The following is a 19,360-nucleotide window of genomic DNA, read 5'->3' on the forward strand; positions in this document are numbered from 1 at the left end:
CCAGGTGGACATCCTTGCGTCCGTGACCATTGAGGACCCCGAGGCGTGCGAGGGGGAGGTCGCGATGCGGGGACGGTCCTGGGTGGGATGGCTGGCGGCGTGGGGCCTGCTGTGCGCGGGGCCAGGGTTCGCCGCCGACTCCGAGACGAAGATGACTCCGGGCCTCACCGACAGCCTGGGGGGACCGCGGGGGCTGCTCTTCGAGATGGGCATCTCCACCCAGCTCCGCTACGTGACGGAGCTGGCCTACAACGCGCGCGGCGGCAAGGGACACGCCCTGCGGCAGGCGGGCCAGCTCGACGCGCAGCTGGGCCTGGACATGGAGAAGCTGGCGGGCCTCCATGGCGGCACCTTCCAGTTCACCTTCACGTACCGCAACGGCAACAACCTGGGCGCGGACATGGACCTGGGGACGCTCCAGCTGGTGCAGGAGGTGTACGGCCGCGGCAACGTGGGGCGCCTCACGCAGCTCTGGTACGAGCAGCTCTTCTGGGGCGACCGGGTGCACCTGAAGCTGGGCCGCGTCACGATTGGCGAGGACACGGCGGACTTCCCCTGCGACTTCCAGAACTTGAGCTTCTGCGGCGCGCAGCCGGGCAACATCGTGGGCAACTACTGGTTCAACTGGCCGGTGAGCCAGTGGGGCACGCGGCTGCGCGTGGACGTGGCGAAGGTGGCCTACGTGCAGCTGTCCGCGTACGAAATCAACCCGCGCAACCTGGACGAGGCCTTCTACCTGGGGCGCTTCCACGGGGCGACGGGCGTGATGCTGCCCCTGGAGCTGGCGTGGACGCCGAAGTTCAGCGCGGGCCGGCTGGAGGGCACCTACAAGCTGGGCGCCTGGTACGACACGTCCAACGCCCCCGACGTGCTGCTGGACGACGTCGAGCGCGACGGGCGCTATGGCGTGTACTTCGTCGCGCGCCAGCAGCTGACCCACGTGGCGGGCGCGGAGAACAAGGCGCAGGGGCTCAACGTGTTCCTGCGCCTGACGAACACGGACCAGAACACGTCCGCCCAGGACAGCCAGTACACGCTGGGCCTGGGGTACACCGGCATCTTCGGCCGGGCGGATGACGACGTGGGCTTCGCGCTGGGGCGCACGCACTCCAACGGGCGCTACGTGGAGGCCCAGCGGCTGAAGCAGCAGCAGGACCCCACCGTGCTGGTGCCCCGGTCGGAGTACCTGGGCGAGCTGTACTACAGCCTCCACGCGACGCCGTGGCTCGTGCTGCGGCCCAACTTCCAGTTCATCCGCCCCGGCGCCGACGAGACCTCGCGCAACGTCATCGTGCTGGGCCTCAAGGGCGCGCTGAGCCTCTAGGCCGCGCCCCGGCCTTCGGTGCATGTGGGGGAAGCCCCCCCTTTCCGTGCCGCTTCACGGCTGGCCTAGAGTGGCGCGATGGCCCTGTCACCCGCGTGGGATGCGTGGCTGTCGGAGAACCTGCTGCGCGGCGTGGCGGCGGAGGCGCTGGCCCGGACGCTGGTCGCCGGAGGGGTGGCCCCGGAGGAGGCTCGCTCGGAGGTGGCGCGCGCTGGCCGGCACCCGGCGGTGGAGGCCGGGGCCCGGCATGTGGCGCTGAGGGCGGAGGTGGCGTCGCTCCTGGAGGTTCGCTCGGCGCTGCATGCGCAGGCGCGCGCTGGGGTGGAGCGGCGCAGGGGCGTCTCCGCGGGCGAGTTCCAGGCCCGCTACTACCGCGCGCACCGCCCCGTCGTCCTGGAGGACTTCCTGGAGGGCTGGTCGCTCCTGGAGCGCTGGCGGCCGGAGGCGCTGGCGCGTGAGCTGGGCGACGTGGAGGTGGAGGTCATGGCGGGCCGCGACACCCGCGCGGACCACGACCTGTCACCGGATGGGTGCCGCACGGTGATGCGGCTGGCGGACTTCCTCCACCGCCTGGAGCACGGCGGCCCCACCAACGACCTGTACCTCACCGCGCGCAACTTCGCGCTGGAGCGGCCGGAGCTGCGCCGCTTGTTGGACGACGTGCGGCCGGCCCCCGGCTTCCTCCAACCCCAGCCTCCACCCGGAGGCATCAAGCTGTGGGTGGGGCCGGCGGGCACTCGCACGGCGCTGCACCATGACGTGGACTCGGTGCTGTTCTGCCAGGTGCACGGCCGCAAACGCTTCTGGTTGATTCCGTCCTTCGAGACGCCGCGCGTGTACAACCGCGAGCATGTGTGGAGCGCGGTGGATGCGGCCGCGCCTGACCTGGCGCGCTTCCCCGGCTTCGCCACGGCCCACGTGCACGAGGTGGTGCTGGGCCCGGGCGAGATGCTCTTCATCCCCGTGGGCTGGTGGCACCAGGTGCATGCGCTCGACGTGAGCGTGTCGGTGACGTTCCAGTCGCTGGACGTGCCGGGTGGCAACGCGCGGTGGCACACCTCCGGATGAGGTGTGCCCCGGCTGGGCCGATGCTAGCCGTTGATGTTTTCGACTCGCGGCGTTTCAGGAAGGGGCGGCGTGGGCGGCGGCGGCGTGGGCGCGGGCGGCTCGGGGGCCTTCTTCCGGCGCGTCTCGTCTTCGCTAGGGGCTGGCGGGGGGTTCGGGACGATGAGATGTGCGTTCGCAGGAGTGGTCATGGAGTCCGCTCTAGGTGGATGTGGACAACCCAACAGGTCCAGCCCGATTCGAGGGGTCCGGCGATGAATTCCACCATTCCCCCCAGAATGAAAACGTGGCTCGCGGAGAACCTTGTGCGTGGGGTCCCCCATGAGCGGCTGGTGGCTCGGCTGGAAGCGGCGGGCGTGGCTCCGCAGGTCGCCTGGGAAACGGTTCGCTCCGCGGAGGCGCACCCCGCGGTGATGGGCGGACGCGGGCGCGCGGCGCGTCTGGGATTGCTGGAGTCGTTGCTCGCGGCGCGGTCGGGATTGCGACGGCAGGGGGCTGCCGGGGCGCGGGTGGAGCGGCGGTCGCGGCTGTCTCCAGACGCGTTCTTCACGGACTACTACCGGCGCAACCGGCCGGTCGTCATCGAAGGGCTGATGGAGGACTGGCCCGCGAGGAAGCGGTGGACGCCCGCGTGGCTGGCCGAGCACTTCGGTGACGAGACGGTGGAGGTGATGGCGGGGCGGGAGGCGCAGGACCTGCCGGACCTCCACGCGGACCGCCTGCGCCGGGAGGTGCCGCTGCGGAAGTTGCTCGCGGGCTTCGCCGATGCGCCGAGCAACGACATGTATCTGGTGGCGCGCAACAGCCTGCTCCTGCGCGCCGCCTTCCGGCCACTGCTGGAGGACCTGCGCGCGCCCGCGGGTTACATCCAGCCGGAGTTGCACGGGCCGGACCGCGTGCACGTGTGGCTGGGGCCCGCGGGGACGCTGTCCAACCTGCACCACGATCACCTCAACGTCCTCTTCTGCCAGGTGTGGGGGCGCAAGCAGGTGTGGCTCGCGCCGTCGTGGGAGACGCCGTGGATGTCCAACGTGCACGGCTTCTACAGCGCGGTGGACGTGCTGGCGCCGGACACGGAGCGCTTCCCGGACTTCGCCCGCGTGGCGCTGCACACGGTGGAGGTGGGGCCGGGAGACGCGCTCTTCATACCGGTGGGATGGTGGCATGCGCTGCGGGCCCTGGAGCCGAGCCTGTCCGTGACGTTCGTGAACTTCGAGCAGACACCTGGCCTCAACACCTGCTGGCGCGAGGGCTGGTTGGGCCCCCTGCCTCCGGAGGAGCACCGATGAAGACGCCGCGCGACGTGCAGGCGGGGCCTTCGCCCCTGACTCCCGAGTGGCGGCGCTGGCTGGTGGAGAACCTGCTGCGCGGCACGCTGCCACGGGAGCTGGTGGCGGCGCTGGAGAAGGCGGGGGTGGGCGCGGAGGACGCGAGGCGCGCGGTGGAGGCGGAGCAGACAGAGCCCTTCGTCGCCGGGGCGCTGCGCGCGGTGGGCATGCAGCGCAAGCTGGAGGGCCTGCTGGATGTGTATTCGGAGCTGTTCCAGCAGACGGAGGGGCCGCCCCGGGTGGAGCGCCACGAGGCGCTGACGCCCGCCGTGTTCTTCGAGCGCTACTACTTCGAGAACCTGCCCGTGGTGCTGCGGCATGGCTGGAGTGCTTCGCTCGAGCAGGAGGCGTGGACTCCGGCGCGCGTCGCGGCGTTGTTGGGCGAACGGGCGGCGAAGTACGCGTGCTGCGTCCCCCTGTTCGATGAACCCCGGTGGGAGCCGTTGGTGCGCGGCCTGACGTCGCCTCGGGGGTATGCAGCGGAGGAGGCTCGGGCGTGCGAGCCGCGCCTGTGGTGGGACCCGCCAGCGGCGGAGGTCCCGCTGCGGGCCGCGCGGCGCAACGTGCTGCTGGCCCAGGTGCATGGGGTGCGGCGGCTCCAGCTCGTCCCGGCGTTCGAGCTGCGGCGCGTGGCTGCTTCCGACGAACCTGGGGATGCGCCCTTGAGCCTGGACGTGCTGCTGTCGCCCGGGGAGCTGCTCCTGCTTCCGGTGGGGTGGTGGTACGGCTTCACCGCGCCAGACGGAGGCGTCGCTGTTTCGTTCGAGGCCTTCGCGCTGCCGGAGCCGAATGTCACGTGGGACGTCGACGCGGAGCCCCAGCCTTCGCCCCTGCCCCCGCGCGACTGAGGGGCGTCTTGGGCAGGAGGGCCCGCGCGGCTACTGGTACAGCAGCACCTTGTCCACCCACCGGATGCCGGGCTGCTTCTGGTGCCAGTCCAGGCGTTCGGCGCGCAGGGCCTGGGCGGGCTCCGTGCCGGCCTGGATGCGCTCGCGCACCGCGCGGAAGAACGCCCCCGCGTCGTTGGGGATGCCCGACGTGGCCGCGAACACGGCGCGGGCCCCCGAGGCGACGAAGGCCTGCGGCAGTGACTTCGTCTGATGCAGGAAGGGCGCGAGGTGGGCCGCGCTACAGGCGCCCAGCACCACCAGCGGCGCGCCATGCAGGTGGCGGCGGCGCAGCTCCTCCGCGGTGAGGCCGTAGCGGCCATCCGGCTGCGGCGACAGCGCGATGACGGTGGCGTCCGACAGCGCGCGGTCCACCACGCCGTGCGCGTGGATGTCGATGTCGGTGGCCTGCTCCATGGCCTCCAGCACGTGCTCGGGCGTGGCCTGCGCGCCCTTGAGTCGCAGCAGCCGCTGCGCTCCCGCCAGGTCCGCCTCCGCCGCCGAAGGCAGTCGCGCCAGCCGCAGCGTCGACGGGGGCTCCACGTCCGACACCACCACGTGCAGCGGCGGCTTCGCGGGGGACGCCGCATGGGTGTCCGTGCCCACGCGGTAGCTCCAGGCGAGGTCCGGCGGGAGGATGCCCGCGCGGCTGTCCAGGGGCGGCGCGGCCAGCACCGCGACGCGCGAGCAGCCGCGCAGCAGCTCCACCAACTCGGCCGGCACCAGCCCCGTCAGGTCATCGCGCAGGGGCTCCGTGCGGGAGGCGTCGTAGTGGCCTTGGAGCTGGCCTTGGGGCCCACGCACGACCGCCACCGTGCGCTCACCCTCCACCGCCGCCGCCAGGACGCAGCCCTCTGGCACGGAGACCTGGAGGCTCTCGGCCACCACGTCCATCGCGTCGCGGAAGGCGCCCACCTGTCCCGCGCTCACCGCGAGCGTCTGGAAGGCCACCGCCCGCGCGTCGCGCGCGTCCGCGTTGGTGCGCAGCAGCGGCTCCGCCTCCGCGATGGTGCGGCGGAGCACCTGCTGGCCCTCGCTCCAGTCGCGGTCCACCGTGAAGCGGCCCAGGATGAGCGTGGCCAGCACGCGCCGCCCCGCGTTCTCCCGCAGCGGCGTCACCCGCGCCAGCTCCGCCTTGAGGCGCGCCTCGTCGGACGGACGGGGATCCAACCGCGCCAGGTCCGCGAGGATCCACGCGCCTTGCAACCCGGGTGTCTGGCCGCAGGCCAGGGCCTCCTCCATCTCCTGCCGGGCCTCCCGCGGACGGAAGCGCATCAGCGCCAGCGAGGCCAGGTTGCGGTGGACCTGGGTTCGCGCGATGCAGTCGTCCGGTTGCCGGGCCAGGGACTCGGCGAGGTAGGCCCGCGCGAGCGCCACCCGCACCTGGAACCGCGTCGCGTTGGCCAACATCACGAGCGCGGTGCCCTCGCGGTCCCACTCCCCCAGCGCGGCGGCCTCCTGCCACGCGGCCCTGGCGGACTCCTCGGCTTCCACCAGCCGGTTCGACGCGGTCGCGCGCTGGCTCAGCCGCACGAGCAGATCCACGCAGCGCAGGTGCAGCTTGCGCGCGCGGCACTCTTCCAGCGCCTCCCGCAACCGGTCTCCGCCCTGGGACTCCTGTCCCGCCAGGTCATCCAGCCGGGCCCCTTCTTGCGCCAGCCGCGAGAGGATCCATGGGTCCCTCTCACCGTGCATCAGCGCGTGCAGCTCCTCCTGGGTGCGCGCCACGCTCGGCGCGCGGAGCAGCGCGCCCAGCAGCAGGTCCCGGGCCGTGCCCTCCTGGCGCAGCCGTTCGACGAGGCCCTCGGGGCTGGGATGCTCCTCCCGCACCAGCTTCGCGTACTCGCGCGCGAGCGGCGCCCGGCGCGTGAAGTCCAGCGCGGCCACGCGCTGCACGGTGTCCTGCAACACGGAGGTGTCCCCGGACGCGTGGTCCAACACCCGCGCGAGCGGCCACAGCTCCTGCACCCGCGAGGGCTCCTCCGCGGTCGCCAGCAGTTCGTAGAAGGACTCGCGAGCCAGCCCCGGGAAGCGGGCCGCGGCCTCCACCGGCAGGGGCGCGGTGGGTGAGCGCGACCGGGCGAGGAACGCGTCGCGCGCGGCCTTCCACGCGGCGGCCCGTGCCCCCAGCCGGGAGCGCAGCGCTCGCGCCTGCTCGCGCGCCTCGTCGCTCCAGCCGGGCTCGCCCTTCGCGGCCACTGCCTCGAAGGTGGTGGCCGCCAGGAGCGTCAGGCCCAGCTCGCGCGCCATCACCGCCCGGTTCCAGCGCGCCTGCGGGTGGTCGGGCATGGCTTCGAGCGTGGCGTCCAGCAGCGTCAGGGCCTCGTCGGGGCGCTCCCGCAGGAGCGCCACGGCGGCCAGGTCGCTGTCCCGGTCCAGCGAGGGCGGCGTGCGCGTCAGGTACGCGAGCGCCTGCTCCGTATCGCCGTGCAGCAGGTAGCTGAGGCCCAGGCCGTGCGTGTCGCCGCGCTCCTCCAGGCGGGACAGCGCGCCCAGGGGCACCGGAGGGGGCACGGCGTCCCGAGCGCGGGGCGGGACATAGGGCCGGTAGGCGTCCGCGGCGGGCCGGCTCAACCGCACCTCCAGGGGGCGCGTGGACGCATCCGACAGCCACAGCGCGGGCAGCTCGGGGCGCGGGTCCCATTGACTCCAGAGGCGCACCGCGGCGAAGCCCAGGGCCATGCACAGCGTCAGGGCCAAGCCGCCCCCCACGCGCGTCATGCCTGTGCGCCCCGGAAGGCGCATGCCTCGGGGCGTGACCAGCCAGCCAGCCATCTGGGGCCTCCCGCGTGCCCCCGCCTGTCCTCCGCGGGTCTTGCAGGCGACAGTCTAGGGCGAATCCCGCCGGGCACGACAGGGCCCGGGGAAAAGCACGCGGAGGCGCCGGAGGCCGGACGGCGGGGACCTACTCCACCTTCAGGGGCGCGCGCGTGGACTCCACGACCCGGTGGATGGGGTACAGCTCGCCCACGGTGAGGCTGTCGTCCAGGAACTGCCAGCGGCAGAGGCCGTCATCCGAATGCGGCTCCAGCAGGTAGGTGATGAGCGTGCCGGTGCGCTGGTCGGTGGGGACCTTGAGGGTGCCCGCGGGGAACTCGCGCTCGGAGCGCTCGGGGGCCACGGTGAGGATGGTCTCGAAGCGCACGGGCTTGGGCTTCTGGCTGAGCGGGACTTCATCCTGCCCCGGCGGCGGCACGTTGGCGGCCACGTCCGGGCTGAAGGTCTGCTCGCGGCGGGCGATGCGGTAGCTGTCCACCTGGAAGCGCTGCGCCTGGGCGAGCTTCTCGAAGCGGACGCCGTGGCCCTCCAGCCGGGAGGCGAGCGACGCGGGCACCAGGTACGCGGACGGCGTGCTCACCGACTGCGTGGGCACGAAGGTGCGGTAGTGCGGCGTCTTGTAGACCTTGCGGCGCTTGCCCGGGTAGCGCCGGCCTTCGATGCTGGCCTCGTCGAAGGAGTGGATGACGGCGGTGTCGTCGCCCAGCACGTAGGCCGGGTAGTCGAACACCAGCGCGCCCTCCGCGTCGCGCTGGGCGACGCCGTAGTTGATGCCCACGAGGTCCTGCACGTCGGGCGTCTTGCCGCGCGCGATGATGGCCGCCTCCTCGAAGTCGGTGGCGGCGCGGTAGGCCTTGGCGTAGCGGGCGGCGTCGCGGATCAGCTCCAGCACCCACGCGCGGATGACGGCGACGCGGCGGGGGAAGTCGATGTAGCTGTACGTCTCCAGCAGCACGTCCAGCCGGCCCAGCAGACCGCGGTAGTGGCTGCCGAAGCGGGGCAGCGCGGGGTAGGTGTGCCAGCCGGAGCGCGGGTCGCCCTCCTTGCGGAAGTTGCCGTACCAGAAGCTGTCGAAGCCGTGCTTCTTCTTCACCGCGGCGGACACGCGCTCGGCCAGCTCGCGGTTGTAGCCGCGCGAGGTGTGCATCAGGGTCGCGTTGCCGTGGGGGATGTCGAAGGTGAGATCGAAGCCGTGGATGCTGCCGTCCGTGGTGTGGCAGTCCACGAAGAGGTGCGGCCACCACGCCTGATACAGCTTCGCGAGCGCGCGCGTCTCCGGCGCCTCCTGCTTCATGTTGTCGCGGTTGAGGTTCCAGCCCTCGCCGGTGTAGCGCGTGCCCACGCCGCCGGGCGGGTTCACCTGGCCCTCCAGGTTCTTCAGGTCCAACGCGCGGTTGCCCTTGCTGATGCGGTCGTTGCCGTCCGGGTTGAAGTTGGGGACGAACACGAGGCACAGCCGGTCCAAGAGCTTCTTGCCCAGGGAGGTGAGGGTGAGCTCGCGCGCCAGGGCCTGCAGCGCCTCCTTGCCCTCCACCTCACCGGAGTGGATGTTGGCCTCCACCATCACGATGAGCTTCTTCTGCTTGCGCGCCAGCTCCGGCGTGAAGCACTGGCGGTCGCTGAGGATGAGCGACACGAGGGGCTGGCCTTCACCGCTCTGGCCGAAGTCCACGCGCTTGGCGAGCTTCGTCTGGCCGCAGAGCGCGTCGACGAAAGCGACCACGTCGGCGCTGCGGGAGGTTTCCTGATAGTCGGTGGCTTCCGCGCGGGTGCGCAGCTGGGAGATGGGCATAGGTGCGCGCATCCGAGCGCTCCGGCCATGCGTCGTCAAGCGCGCCAAGCGGGGCCACCTTGCCGCACCGTGGCGGTGTCCCATATGAGACCGGACGGAAAGTGTCACTCGAGGGGGCTTCATGATGCGGGCTGGACACCGGCGCGGGCATGTCCTGGGCGCGCTCCTCCTGGGGGGCGCGGTAGGGGGCGCCGGGACGGGGTGCAAGCGGGATGCTCCCGCGGCGAGCACGCCCCTAGATGCGGGCGTGGCGGCCGTGGCCGTACCCGACGCGGGGAGGCAGGACGCGGGTGTGGTCGAGAAGGTGGCGAAACCGTTGCGGTTCTCGGACGTGGCGCTCACGCGCAGCGGCGACGACGTGGCGGTGACGTACACCCTCACCAACCCCGGCACGGCGCAGGGGCGTGGCGACGCGTGCCTGTCCCTGCACGACGAGCACGGGCGGGGCATCGACGCGGTGAAGCTGGGCAGCATCACCGTGAAGGGCGAGACGACCGACACGTTCGAGGACCGGGTGCGGGTGAGCCGGGGATTCTGGACGCAGGCCCGCTCGCTGCTGCTCTACACGACCTCCGCGTACTCCTGCTCTGCGGGGATCCTCAAGCCGACCAGCGAGGTGTCGCGGTTGCTGCCGTCGGGTCAGCCTGCTCCGGCGGGGACGCCGGCCTTCCAGGCGCCGGAGGACGCGACGGCGGCGGACTTCGCGGTGTCCAACATCCGGGTGAGACAGGATTCGGAAGCGGGCGAGTACCTCATCACGTACACGGTGAAGAACCTGACCGCGCGGCGCGTGTCGGGGGCCGGGTGCCTGCGGGCGTACCTCACGGAAGGTGGCCGAGGCGTGGAGGAGGACCGGGTGGGCGACTTCAGCCTCCCTCCGGGAGGTTCGGAGACGATCACCGACTCCATCCTCTTCGACGACGAGCGGCACTGGGATGAGGTCCAGGTGCTGCGGCTCTTCACGGGCCCCTATGGGTGCGCGACCGACGTGAGCGAGGACAACGCCGGCACCGCGTTCAACAAGCCCGCGGACGTCCATGCTCCGCCGTTGAACGAGGACGGGCCGGAACGGGACTCGATCGAGTTCAATGGGATTCCGAGCGAGGAACCCGCGTCGGACGAGGAGGCCCTGGCTCCGACCGAGGACGAACCCGAGGCCGAGCCTCAGGACGAGCCCACCTACTGAGGCTTCACCGCCCAACGCGCCTCGAAGCCGTGGGAAGACATTCCCCTCCGGTGAGGCGCCTCGGGTCAGGGCCTGACGGGCGAGCGGCGCCCCCTGTCTGTCCGGGCGGGGGAGCGGGACTCCGTCTGGATGCGGGCGTGCCTACGTTTGAGCCCAGAGGGCCGGGACCCTCGGGGAGACCATCATGTGGACACGCCGCTTCAACGGGCTCGTCGTGCTGGGGGTGATTGGAACCGTGGGCTTCGCGGTGGGCTGCAACGAACGCCAGCAGCAGACCGTGAACGAGAACGCACGTCAGGCCGGGCAGCAGGTAGGCGAGGCCGCCCGGGACGTCCAGCACGGCGCCCACCGCGCCGCCGAGAGCGTCCGCGAGTCCAGCCGCGAGGCCGCGAACGGCTTCCGGCAAGGAGTGGGCGGTTCGGGGCACACGGGCCCTGAGCAGCAGAAGCCGGGCGAACCCTGCCAGAACGGCCAGGACGCCGGCCGCGACCCGGGCTGCCCCCACGACGGCGCCGGTCCCCAGGAACAACGCTGAGACGCACCCGGCCAGACACCCTCCGTCCGTGGGGTGTGTTTGAATGTGAACCATGGATGTGGCCCCTGTCCTCCGTGGTCCCCGTGCGTCCCCTGGCCGTTGGCTGTGCCTGTGGCCGTTCCTGTTGATGACGGTTGCCTGCGTGACGACCGGCCAACCCCGTCACATCCCCACCTTGCAGGAGCGCTGCGAAGGCGGAAGCCCCTCGGCCTGCGAGACGTGGGGCCAGCAGCTCATGGTGGACAACCGGGTGGAGGAGGCGGATCACGCGTACGGACTGGCGTGCGCGACGGGCTCCACCTCCGCCTGCGTGACACAAGGCAAGCTCCGGCTGGAGCACGGCGACGTGACCGGCGCGGAGCCGCCCCTGCGCAAGGCCTACGACGACGACACGGAGGAGGGCGCGCTGGCGCTCGCGGACCTCGAGGACGCGCGCGGGGATGCGGAGGCCGCTTCGCGGCTGCGCTGGGAGGCGCTGGCCATCGACAAGTCGACGGTGGAGTTCGGCCTGGGCTGGCGCGTCCCGTGGTCGGGCGGCTTCGGCATGTCCATGGACTTGAACGTACAGCCCATGGGCCTGAAGGCGCGGCGGCTGGTCCTGGGGCTCAACCTGGGGCTCGAACACGAGCTGGTGTCGCTCAACGCCACGGTGGGCTACCAGCACTTCGTGACGAACTGGTTCGCGCCCTACGGACGGGCGCTCGTGGGGCCCACGCTGAGCGGAGCGCGGGGCAGCACGGTCAACCTGGGCGTCGAAGCGGGCGTGAAGGTCTTCGGGGGCCCGCTGGGCCACCTGGGCGTCGCGCTGGGCGGCTCGCTCGATGGCGCCTCCTACATCGTGTTCGAGCTCGGCATGGACTGGGTGCTGGCGCTGATGGTGGCCGCGCACATGTGACGCGGCGGCTCAGGCCGCGACGCCCAGCTTCGGGCACACGTCGTCGAGGACGCACTCGGCGCACTTGGGCTTCTTGGCGACGCAGGTGTAGCGGCCGTGCAGCACCACGGCGGGGCCGAAGAACGTCCAGTCGTCCTTGGGCACGAGCTTCATCAGGTCAGCCTCGATGGCCTCCGGCTTCTCCTGCTTGGACAGGCCCAGCCGCTGGCTGACCCGGGCCACGTGCGTGTCCACGATGATGCCGGACGCCTGCTGGAACGCGGTGTTGAGCACCACGTTGGCCGTCTTGCGCGCCACGCCGGGGAGCGTCACCAGGTCCTCCATGCGCGGAGGCACCTTGCCGTGGAAGGCGTCGAGCAGCGCGCGGCTCATGGCCTGCACCGTCTTCGTCTTCTGCTTGTAGAAGCCCGTGGGCTTCAGGTCCTCCTCCAGCTCCGCGGTGTCCGCGTCCGCGAGGGCCTGGGGGCCGTCGTACTTCTTCCACAGCTCGGCGGTGACGCGGTTGACGCGCTCGTCCGTGCACTGCGCGGCCAGGATGGTGGCGACCAGCAGCTCGAAGGGGGTGTTCCAGTTCAGCTCGTACTTCGCGTCGGGATACTTCTCGCGCAGGCGTTCGAGCACCACGGGGACGAGGGCGGTGGGTTTCATGGGTGGGTCCTCACATCGACCGTTCGACGAGCGTCGTCAACTCCGCATCGGTGAGCGCCAGCGGATTGCCCTTCATGCTGCTGGCGGCGCGGGCCTTCGTCACCAGGCCGGGCACGTCCGCGTCCGCGAGGCCCATGTCGCGCAGGCCCCGGATGCGCACGGCGTGGACCAGGTCCTTCACCCAGGCGATGCCGTCCTCGGCGCGCGCATTCGACTGGCCGGTGAGGATCCCCGCCAGCTCGCGGAAGCGGGGGAGGGCGGGGTGGTCCGGGGCGCGGGCGCGCAGGGCCTCCAGGTTCACCTCCAGCGTGGCCCCGAGCAGCGCGGCGCACAGCGCTCCATGGGGCGCGCCGAGCATCCCCCCCAGCGGCGCCGCGAAGCCATGCACCGCGCCCAGGCCCGCGTTGGCGAGGCACAGGCCGCCAAGGAGGCTGGCGATGGCCAGGTCCTCGCGCTCCTCCGGGCCGGGGCCGTGGAGCACCGCCTTGCGCAGCGAGCGCGCCGAGCGCCGCATGCCTTCGCGCGCGAGCGCGTCCGTGAGGGGCTGGGCGCGCACGGAGACGAACGGTTCAATGAGCTGCGACAGCGCGTCCAGGCCGCCCGCGGCGAGCACGGCGGCGGGCGCGTGCTCCAGGAAGTCCGGATCCACCAGGGCCACGCGCGGCAGCATCATGGGGCTGCGCAGGCTGGCCTTCACGCCCGCCTCCTTCGAGCCCAGCACCGCGTTGCGGGTCACCTCGGAGCCGGTGCCCGCCGTGGTCGGCACGGCCACGAACGGCAGCGGCGGCTTCGTCAGCGCCTGTCCGCGCCCGATGACCTCCAGGTAGTCCAGCGGGTCGCCCCCATTGGCGGCGAGCGCGGCGATGGCCTTGCCCGCGTCGAGCGCGCTGCCACCGCCCAGGGCGACCACGGCATCGCAGCCGGCCTCCACGGCGGCGGCGGTGCCTTCACGGGCGAGCTCGACGGTGGGCTCGCCCGCGACGCGGAAGGGGACGGACGGGATGCCCAGGCGTTCGAGTCCGGCGCGGGTGGGCTCGGCGCGGCCAGGGTGGGTGCCGGTGACGAGGAGGACCTTCCGTCCGCCGAGCCCGCGCACGAGGTCGGGGAGCTCCGCGAGGCGGCCGGGGCCGAAGAGGACGCGGGCGGCGGTGGCGAACTCGAAGCTCGTGGGGGGCATGTCACCAGCCCGCGTCGTCGGGGAAGCGGTTGACGAAGCGGCGGGCGGCGCGGGGCTCGGCCATCATGGGGGCCACGGCGTCGCGCCAGGTGAGGTAGTGGGCGGTCTGCTTGTGCGCGGCGGGGGCGTCGGGAGCGCGGTAGACCTCGACGAGGACGAAGCGGGTGGGGTCCTCGGTGTCCTGGCAGAAGTCGAAGCGGGCGATGCCGGGCTCCTTCACGCTCTCGCGGGCGTTGGCGAGGGTGGCCTGGAGGAAGGCGTCGACGTGCTGGGGGAGCACGCGCACGTGGACATGGACGACGAGCAGGCTCGTGGGCATGGTGCGCACGGTAGCGCGGGCGTCCCCGAGCGGAAACCGGTAGGGTGCCGGGCCGTTCACTCCCTCATTTTCGGAGCAAGACCGCGCATGGTTTCGGACCTCTTCGACGCGTCCCGCTGGCAGGCGGTGGAAGGCTTCAAGTTCAAGGACATCACGTTCCACCGCGCGGTGGACCAGGGCACGGTGCGCATCGCGTTCAACCGTCCGGAGGTGCGCAACGCGTTCCGTCCGAAGACGGTGGACGAGCTGGCCCGGGCGTTGGAGGCCACGCGGTTCATGACGGACGTGGGCGTGGTGCTGCTCACGGGCAACGGGCCCTCGCCGAAGGACGGCGGGTGGGCGTTCTGTTCGGGAGGGGACCAGCGCATCCGCGGCAAGGACGGCTACAAGTACGAGCCGGGTGAGGACGCGGCGGATCCGGCGCGGCTGGGGCGGCTGCACATCCTGGAGGTGCAGCGGCAGATCCGCTTCCTGCCCAAGGTGGTCATCGCGGTGGTGCCGGGCTGGACGGCGGGCGGCGGGCACAGCTTGCACGTGATCTGCGACATGACGATCGCGAGCAAGGAGCACGGCATGTTCAAGCAGACGGACGCGGACGTGGCCAGCTACGACGCGGGCTACGGGTCCGCGCTGCTGGCGCGGCAGGTGGGGCAGAAGCGGGCGCGGGAGATCTTCTTCCTGGGCCAGTCCTACACGGCGGACGAGGCGTTCCAGATGAACGCCATCAACGCGTCGGTGCCGCACAAGGACCTGGAGAAGGTGGCGCTGGAGTGGGCGGCGGAGATCAACACCAAGAGCCCCACGGCCATCAAGATGCTGAAGTATGCCTTCAACCTCCCGGACGACGGCCTCGTGGGCCAGCAGCTCTTCGCCGGAGAGGCGACGCGTCTGGGCTACGGCACGGAGGAGGCGCAGGAGGGCCGCGACGCGTTCGTCCAGAAGCGCAAACGCGACTTCAAGCGCTTCCCCTGGACGTACTGAGGCACGCGCCCCAGTCAGATGTTGATGCGGGAGCTGACCGCCCGGACATCCAGGCCCAGGGCCGCGAACTGCGCGGCATGGGCCCGGAGCAGCTCCAGCAACCGGGGATGCACGTCTTCATCCTCGTTGGACAGGATGAAGCCGTAGTTCGTCTTCGACAGCATCCAGGAGATCCACAGCATCTCCGTGGCCTCGTCCGGCGTGGGCGCGACGTCCAGGTCCTCCTCCGTGGACAGCGCGCCCCCCTTGCCCCAGCGCAATCCCAGACACGCGTACAGCACCTCTCCCGCGTCCTCCCACTGGAGGTTGTTCGCCCAGGCATGCCGGAACGTCGCGAAGAAGATGACGTAGCGGCAGAGGTTCTTCAGCGCCTCCAGCTCACCGGGCTGGGGAGTGTCGGTCCGCGTCACCGCGCTCACGGCCCGGGGCGGCGGCTCCGCCACCTTCGCGTCCAGGTCCATGCGCTCCGAGCGCACGAACCACGGCGCCTCCTTCCCCGGCACCCGTGCCCTCAAATACCGGCACACGAACGCGGGTGCCGAATGCGCGACGAGGTCGTCCGAGAACCGGCGCACCTCCCGCCACTGCTCCTCCACCGCCGCGCCGTGCTCCGCGAAGAACGCGTCCACATGCTCCCCGAGCAGCTTCCAGAAGAGCTGCCCCGCCTGCGCGTACCGGTGCCCCTCGCACACCGGCGTCGCGGGCGCGAAGCCCTTCCAGTCGTAGCTGCCCAGCAGGTGCTCCAGCCGCTGGTTGATGCCTGCCTCCGTCAACGCGCTGGCCCGCGTGATGTACCCCGTGGGCCCCACCAGGAACCCGTTGGCCGAATGGTTGATCAACACCACCTCGCGCAGGTGCGGCATCAGCAGCCACCGCAATGGATTGCGCCGCAGGTTCCGGTGCGCGGCGATGGCGTATTGCTCGACGTTGAAGTGGCACTGGCCCAGGTGGTTGCCCAGCTCCACGTCCAGCGTCGCGCTCACCCGCGCCATCCGCTTCGCTGCCTCCCAATCCGCGCCGTCTCCGGGCGCGAAGGAGCGGCGGGTCACCGGTGAGCCGGGCGCGGTCGCGCCGGGCTCGCGCATCCCCAGGATGATGCGCTGGGGCATCAGCCGGCCTTCCTCCAGGCGCAGCCGGAGGTCCACGTCCGGCAGACAGTGGACGCCGTCCTGTTCATAGGCATTCCACGGCAGGTACAGCCGGAAGGCCCGCGGGTCGCCCGGCGCCTCCGGGTCACGGTCCAGGATGCTGGAGAACATCCCGTTGAGCAGCCGCTCACCAAACCACGCATCACTCCGCGAGGAGCCCGGCGCCTGCTGCTCCATGCGGACCGTCATCGACTCCGGATACTCCGCCTGGATTCTCGCGAGGCTCGGCGCCTGTCCCAATCGAATCTGGAGTTGATGCTGCCGCTTCACCAACTCGATGGGCGCGACGGCCTTGAGCATCGCCAGCGCCCGTCCCGGCGCATACGCCGTGGGCGGCGTGCCTTCCTCCACCACCAGCAGCCGCGCCAGCGGCGTCGACGGGTCGTATTCCCAATACGGCAGCCGCAGCGTCCCGAAGTCGTACTCCAGCCCGGCATGGTCGTCCGGCCCACGCTCCGTGCCGATGCGCCGCCAGTCCTCCACCACCCGGCCATCCTTCCGGAACGTGTGCTGGGGCTCGAAGAAGCGCAGCTCCAGGTCCGGCAGGTCGCCTTCCCCCGCATCCGCGGGGTCGTAGCGGATGGCGAAGGTGCCATCCGCCGCCGTGAAGCCCTCGCCCAGGAAATCATCCGGCGTGCCGAAGTCCCGGTCCCACAGCTCGACCTTGAGGTGATGCAGGGGAACGGGGCCCTGGGGCCCGTCCAACTCGAACACGAGCCGACCCGTGACGATCGCGGGCAGCGCGGACGGATCGCGGAGCGCTCGGGGCGCACGCACGCGCTTGACCAGATCGCGGCTCACCGCCAGCCGCTGCTTCAGGTCGAGCCCCGCGTACCACCGGGCCAGCTCGTCCGCCTCCAGGAGCGGAGGCTCCGGTGCGCGGGATGTGAAACCCAACGAGGCCATCAGACGGCGCCAGGCGGACGACATCAGCTCCACACCTCGGTTGCATCCGTGGTCAGGACCGACCCTCGGGAGGTATGGCGGGAACCACCTTCGCTTCGGGTGTCGCGGGGAGCGGACTTCATCAAGCGGCGAAGGTAACACGGCGCCCCTTCACCCTGGCACTTCCGTGACCCCGCCCCCCTCGCGCCCCTACGGCAAACCCATACATGGGCGCTCGCACTGAAGGGCAATCCGGTATCAATTTCAAAGCATGCGCGAAACGTCACGCACCCGTGCCTCCACGGTGCGCGGCCATTGCTTGTCCGTCGCTATTTCACCGGCGTACTTTCGGCGTTACGTGCTAGTGGGAGATTCCATGCCTGTCGATTACACGCTAACGATTCGCACGAGTTCGAAGCTGGGCGCGGGAACGAACGCCGCCATCTCCGTGGTCCTGGTGGGCACCAAGGGTGAGAGTCAGTCGCACCTGTTGGACAAGCGCTTCCACAACGACTTCGAGGCTGGGGCGGTGGATGCGTACACCGTCAAGACCGACGACCTGGGCGACCTGCTCCTGCTCCGGTTCTCCAATGCAGGAGGGGGCGTCGGCAGTGACTGGCTCCTCGACTCCGTGACGGTCACCGCCACGGGGAAGCTCTGGTTCTTCCCGTACTACCGCTGGGTGCTGGGCCGGTCGACCGCGGAGGTCCTCAATGGCATCGCCCGGCTGCCACAGCAGGTCGAGCACGAGCGGGAGCTGGCGGCCCGTCAGGAGCTGATCCAGGCGCGTCGGAAGATGTACCCCTGGCGTCCCGCGGAGGCCACCGCCGGCCTGCCCGGCGCGCTGGACATCACCGCGACACAGCCGCTCCCGAAGGACGAGCTCTACCGGGGCCTCGTGGATGGCAGCTATGAGGTCGTCATCGCGAAGACGCTCGCGGCCATCAAGCTGCACATGCCCGTGCTCAGCAAGGCGTGGAATGGCCTCGTGGACATCTTCGACTTCTTCAAGAGCATCGAGCTGCCCAAGCTGGCCCAGCGCTGGCAGGACGACTACGAGTTCGCCCGACAGGCGGTCCAGGGCATCAGCCCTGTTCACATCCAATCCGTCACTTCGTTGCCGGAGGGCATGCCCCTGACGGACGAGGAGCTGCGGGGCCTGCTCCCTCCGGGCATGTCGCTCCCGCAATCGCTGGCGGCGAAGCGTGTCTTCCTGCTCGACTTCGAGATCCTCGGCGACGTGCCCATGTTCAGGAAGGTCGACAAGCATGGCGTCGAGGAGCGCCGCTGGGCGCCCGCGTCCCGGTGCCTGTTGCTCCTGGATGACTCGCACCAGCTGCGGCCCATCGCCATCCAGCTCGGGCGCGACCCCGCGGTGGACCCGGTGTTCACGCCCAATGACAGCCAGCATGACTGGATGGCCGCGAAGATCTACGTCCGGTGCAGCGAGGGCAACACGCACCAGATGGTGGGCCACGCGCTCCGCACGCACTTCGTGGCGGAGCCGTTCGTCATGGCGACGATGCGCAACCTCCCGGACCCGCACCCCGTCTACAAGCTGCTGCGCCGCCACTTCCGCTACACGCTCGCCATCAACGAGGGGGCGCGCAAGGGCCTGCTCGACGCGGGCGGCGTGTTCGACGACATCATCGCCACGGGCGGTCCCGACCAGGGCCACCTGTTCCTGGGCAAGAAGGGCTACAAGGCCTGGAAGCTCTCGGACAACAAGCCGCGTCCGGACATCGAGCGCCGCGGCGTGCTCGACCCGGCGGTGCTCCCGCACTACCCCTACCGGGACGACGCGCTGCTCCTGTGGGACGCGCTGGAGGAGTACGTCGGCGGGGTGCTGGGGCACTTCTACACCTCCGATGACGCCCTGGTGCGCGACACCGACATGCAGCACTGGTGGAAGGACCTCATCGCCCACGGGCTGCCGTTGGAGAAGCTCCCGTGCTCGGAGCTGACGCGCGTCTCCGACCTCACGGACATCCTCACCACCGTCCTCTTCACGGTCAGCGTCCAGCACGCGGCGGTGAACTACCTCCAGTACGAGCACTACGCCTTCGTGCCCAACGCGCCGCTGTGCATGCGCCAGGCGCCGCCGCGCAAGAAGGGCGTGCTCGGCGCGAACGACATCGAGGCGATGATCCCCTCGAAGTCCCAGATGCTCTGGCAGGTGTCCGTGGGCCGCGCCCTGTCCAGCTTCGGGGATGACGAGGAGTACCTGCTCCACGAGGGCGGGTGGCGCGAGGACTACTTCCAGGAGCCGGAGCTGCTGGCGATCCGCGACCGCTTCCACTCCCGGCTGCGCGCGCAGAGCGAAGCGGTCAAGGCACGCAACGCGAAGAGCGCGGTGCCCTACACCGTGCTTCAGGCCGACCGCATCCCCTGCGGCATCACCGTCTAGCGCCG

The 19,360-nt window shown here is 71.1% G+C and carries 15 protein-coding genes; 9 read left to right on the plus strand and 6 right to left on the minus strand.

Annotation, left to right across the window (positions count from 1 at the left end):
- The first annotated feature begins 64 nt into the window (after positions 1-64).
- The 4 genes from FOF48_RS33405 (at position 65) to FOF48_RS33420 (ending at position 4,565) form a co-directional block, all read left to right on the plus strand.
- Positions 65-1,324 carry a carbohydrate porin gene (locus FOF48_RS33405; protein ID WP_143908541.1) on the plus strand — a complete coding sequence of 420 codons (1,260 nt, stop codon included), beginning with the start codon at positions 65-67 and terminating at the stop codon, positions 1,322-1,324.
- 78 nt (positions 1,325-1,402) lie between these two features.
- Positions 1,403-2,392, plus strand: a complete 990-nt coding sequence (locus tag FOF48_RS33410) for a cupin-like domain-containing protein (protein ID WP_143908543.1) — start codon at positions 1,403-1,405, stop codon at positions 2,390-2,392.
- A 329-nt stretch (positions 2,393-2,721) separates the two neighbouring features.
- A complete protein-coding gene (locus FOF48_RS33415; protein ID WP_255442944.1) occupies positions 2,722-3,678 on the plus strand; it encodes a cupin-like domain-containing protein in 957 nt (318 codons plus the stop codon).
- Complete coding sequence (locus tag FOF48_RS33420; RefSeq protein ID WP_143908545.1) at positions 3,675-4,565, plus strand: hypothetical protein; 891 nt, start codon at positions 3,675-3,677, stop codon at positions 4,563-4,565. Before FOF48_RS33415 ends, FOF48_RS33420 begins: the two co-directional genes overlap by 4 nt.
- 30 nt (positions 4,566-4,595) lie before the next feature.
- Here the strand turns inward: FOF48_RS33420 and FOF48_RS37650 are convergent, their stop codons facing one another.
- Both FOF48_RS37650 and FOF48_RS33430 read right to left on the minus strand, forming a co-directional pair.
- Positions 4,596-7,379: a CHAT domain-containing protein gene (locus FOF48_RS37650; protein WP_143908547.1), complete on the minus strand. Its 2,784-nt coding sequence runs from the start codon at positions 7,377-7,379 to the stop codon at positions 4,596-4,598.
- 130 nt (positions 7,380-7,509) lie between these two features.
- Positions 7,510-9,186 (minus strand): M14 family metallopeptidase, encoded by a 1,677-nt coding sequence (locus FOF48_RS33430; protein WP_255442945.1) that lies wholly within the window; start codon positions 9,184-9,186, stop codon positions 7,510-7,512.
- Between the two features lie 109 nt (positions 9,187-9,295).
- Here FOF48_RS33430 and FOF48_RS33435 point away from each other — a divergent pair, with 109 nt between their 5' ends.
- From FOF48_RS33435 to FOF48_RS33445, 3 genes are all read left to right on the plus strand, one after another.
- Positions 9,296-10,360: a hypothetical protein gene (locus FOF48_RS33435; protein ID WP_143908550.1), complete on the plus strand. Its 1,065-nt coding sequence runs from the start codon at positions 9,296-9,298 to the stop codon at positions 10,358-10,360.
- Between the two features lie 184 nt (positions 10,361-10,544).
- The gene (locus FOF48_RS33440; RefSeq protein ID WP_186002179.1) at positions 10,545-10,895 is read left to right on the plus strand and encodes a hypothetical protein; all 351 of its coding nucleotides are present in this window, start codon (positions 10,545-10,547) and stop codon (positions 10,893-10,895) included.
- A 142-nt stretch (positions 10,896-11,037) separates the two neighbouring features.
- The gene (locus tag FOF48_RS33445; protein WP_143908552.1) at positions 11,038-11,790 is read left to right on the plus strand and encodes a hypothetical protein; all 753 of its coding nucleotides are present in this window, start codon (positions 11,038-11,040) and stop codon (positions 11,788-11,790) included.
- 9 nt (positions 11,791-11,799) lie between these two features.
- Here FOF48_RS33445 and nth read toward each other — a convergent pair whose 3' ends face one another.
- The 3 genes from nth to FOF48_RS33460 are packed head-to-tail and all read right to left on the minus strand — an operon-like array spanning position 11,800 to position 13,934.
- Complete coding sequence (nth, locus tag FOF48_RS33450) at positions 11,800-12,438, minus strand: endonuclease III (RefSeq protein WP_143908554.1); 639 nt, start codon at positions 12,436-12,438, stop codon at positions 11,800-11,802.
- Between the two features lie 10 nt (positions 12,439-12,448).
- Positions 12,449-13,615, minus strand: a complete 1,167-nt coding sequence (locus FOF48_RS33455) for an iron-containing alcohol dehydrogenase (protein ID WP_143908556.1) — start codon at positions 13,613-13,615, stop codon at positions 12,449-12,451.
- Position 13,616: 1 nt separating this feature from the next.
- Positions 13,617-13,934, minus strand: a complete 318-nt coding sequence (locus FOF48_RS33460) for an antibiotic biosynthesis monooxygenase (RefSeq protein WP_143908671.1) — start codon at positions 13,932-13,934, stop codon at positions 13,617-13,619.
- 87 nt (positions 13,935-14,021) lie between these two features.
- Here FOF48_RS33460 and FOF48_RS33465 point away from each other — a divergent pair, with 87 nt between their 5' ends.
- On the plus strand, positions 14,022-14,915 hold the full coding sequence (locus tag FOF48_RS33465; RefSeq protein ID WP_143908558.1) for a 1,4-dihydroxy-2-naphthoyl-CoA synthase: 894 nt from the start codon (positions 14,022-14,024) through the stop codon (positions 14,913-14,915).
- A 14-nt stretch (positions 14,916-14,929) separates the two neighbouring features.
- Here FOF48_RS33465 and FOF48_RS33470 read toward each other — a convergent pair whose 3' ends face one another.
- Positions 14,930-16,993: a lipoxygenase family protein gene (locus FOF48_RS33470; protein ID WP_143908560.1), complete on the minus strand. Its 2,064-nt coding sequence runs from the start codon at positions 16,991-16,993 to the stop codon at positions 14,930-14,932.
- A 331-nt stretch (positions 16,994-17,324) separates the two neighbouring features.
- Here FOF48_RS33470 and FOF48_RS33475 point away from each other — a divergent pair, with 331 nt between their 5' ends.
- Positions 17,325-19,355, plus strand: a complete 2,031-nt coding sequence (locus tag FOF48_RS33475) for a lipoxygenase family protein (RefSeq protein WP_143908562.1) — start codon at positions 17,325-17,327, stop codon at positions 19,353-19,355.
- The last annotated feature ends 5 nt before the right edge of the window (positions 19,356-19,360 follow it).

It is taken from the genome of Corallococcus sp. Z5C101001 (assembly GCF_007352635.1).
Taxonomy (GTDB): domain Bacteria; phylum Myxococcota; class Myxococcia; order Myxococcales; family Myxococcaceae; genus Corallococcus; species Corallococcus silvisoli.

What these genes read in the sequence shown, in the direction of transcription:
- FOF48_RS33405 (WP_143908541.1), top strand. Translation starts at nt 65, where the DNA reads ATGCGGGGACGGTCCTGGGTGGGATGGCTGGCGGCGTGGGGCCTGCTG.
- FOF48_RS33410 (WP_143908543.1), top strand. Translation starts at nt 1,403, where the DNA reads ATGGCCCTGTCACCCGCGTGGGATGCGTGGCTGTCGGAGAACCTGCTG.
- FOF48_RS33420 (WP_143908545.1), top strand. Translation starts at nt 3,675, where the DNA reads ATGAAGACGCCGCGCGACGTGCAGGCGGGGCCTTCGCCCCTGACTCCC.
- FOF48_RS37650 (WP_143908547.1), bottom strand. Translation starts at nt 7,379, where the DNA reads ATGGCTGGCTGGCTGGTCACGCCCCGAGGCATGCGCCTTCCGGGGCGC.
- FOF48_RS33430 (WP_255442945.1), bottom strand. Translation starts at nt 9,186, where the DNA reads ATGCGCGCACCTATGCCCATCTCCCAGCTGCGCACCCGCGCGGAAGCC.
- FOF48_RS33435 (WP_143908550.1), top strand. Translation starts at nt 9,296, where the DNA reads ATGATGCGGGCTGGACACCGGCGCGGGCATGTCCTGGGCGCGCTCCTC.
- FOF48_RS33440 (WP_186002179.1), top strand. Translation starts at nt 10,545, where the DNA reads ATGTGGACACGCCGCTTCAACGGGCTCGTCGTGCTGGGGGTGATTGGA.
- nth (WP_143908554.1), bottom strand. Translation starts at nt 12,438, where the DNA reads ATGAAACCCACCGCCCTCGTCCCCGTGGTGCTCGAACGCCTGCGCGAG.
- FOF48_RS33455 (WP_143908556.1), bottom strand. Translation starts at nt 13,615, where the DNA reads ATGCCCCCCACGAGCTTCGAGTTCGCCACCGCCGCCCGCGTCCTCTTC.
- FOF48_RS33460 (WP_143908671.1), bottom strand. Translation starts at nt 13,934, where the DNA reads ATGCCCACGAGCCTGCTCGTCGTCCATGTCCACGTGCGCGTGCTCCCC.
- FOF48_RS33465 (WP_143908558.1), top strand. Translation starts at nt 14,022, where the DNA reads ATGGTTTCGGACCTCTTCGACGCGTCCCGCTGGCAGGCGGTGGAAGGC.
- FOF48_RS33470 (WP_143908560.1), bottom strand. Translation starts at nt 16,993, where the DNA reads ATGTCGTCCGCCTGGCGCCGTCTGATGGCCTCGTTGGGTTTCACATCC.
- FOF48_RS33475 (WP_143908562.1), top strand. Translation starts at nt 17,325, where the DNA reads ATGCCTGTCGATTACACGCTAACGATTCGCACGAGTTCGAAGCTGGGC.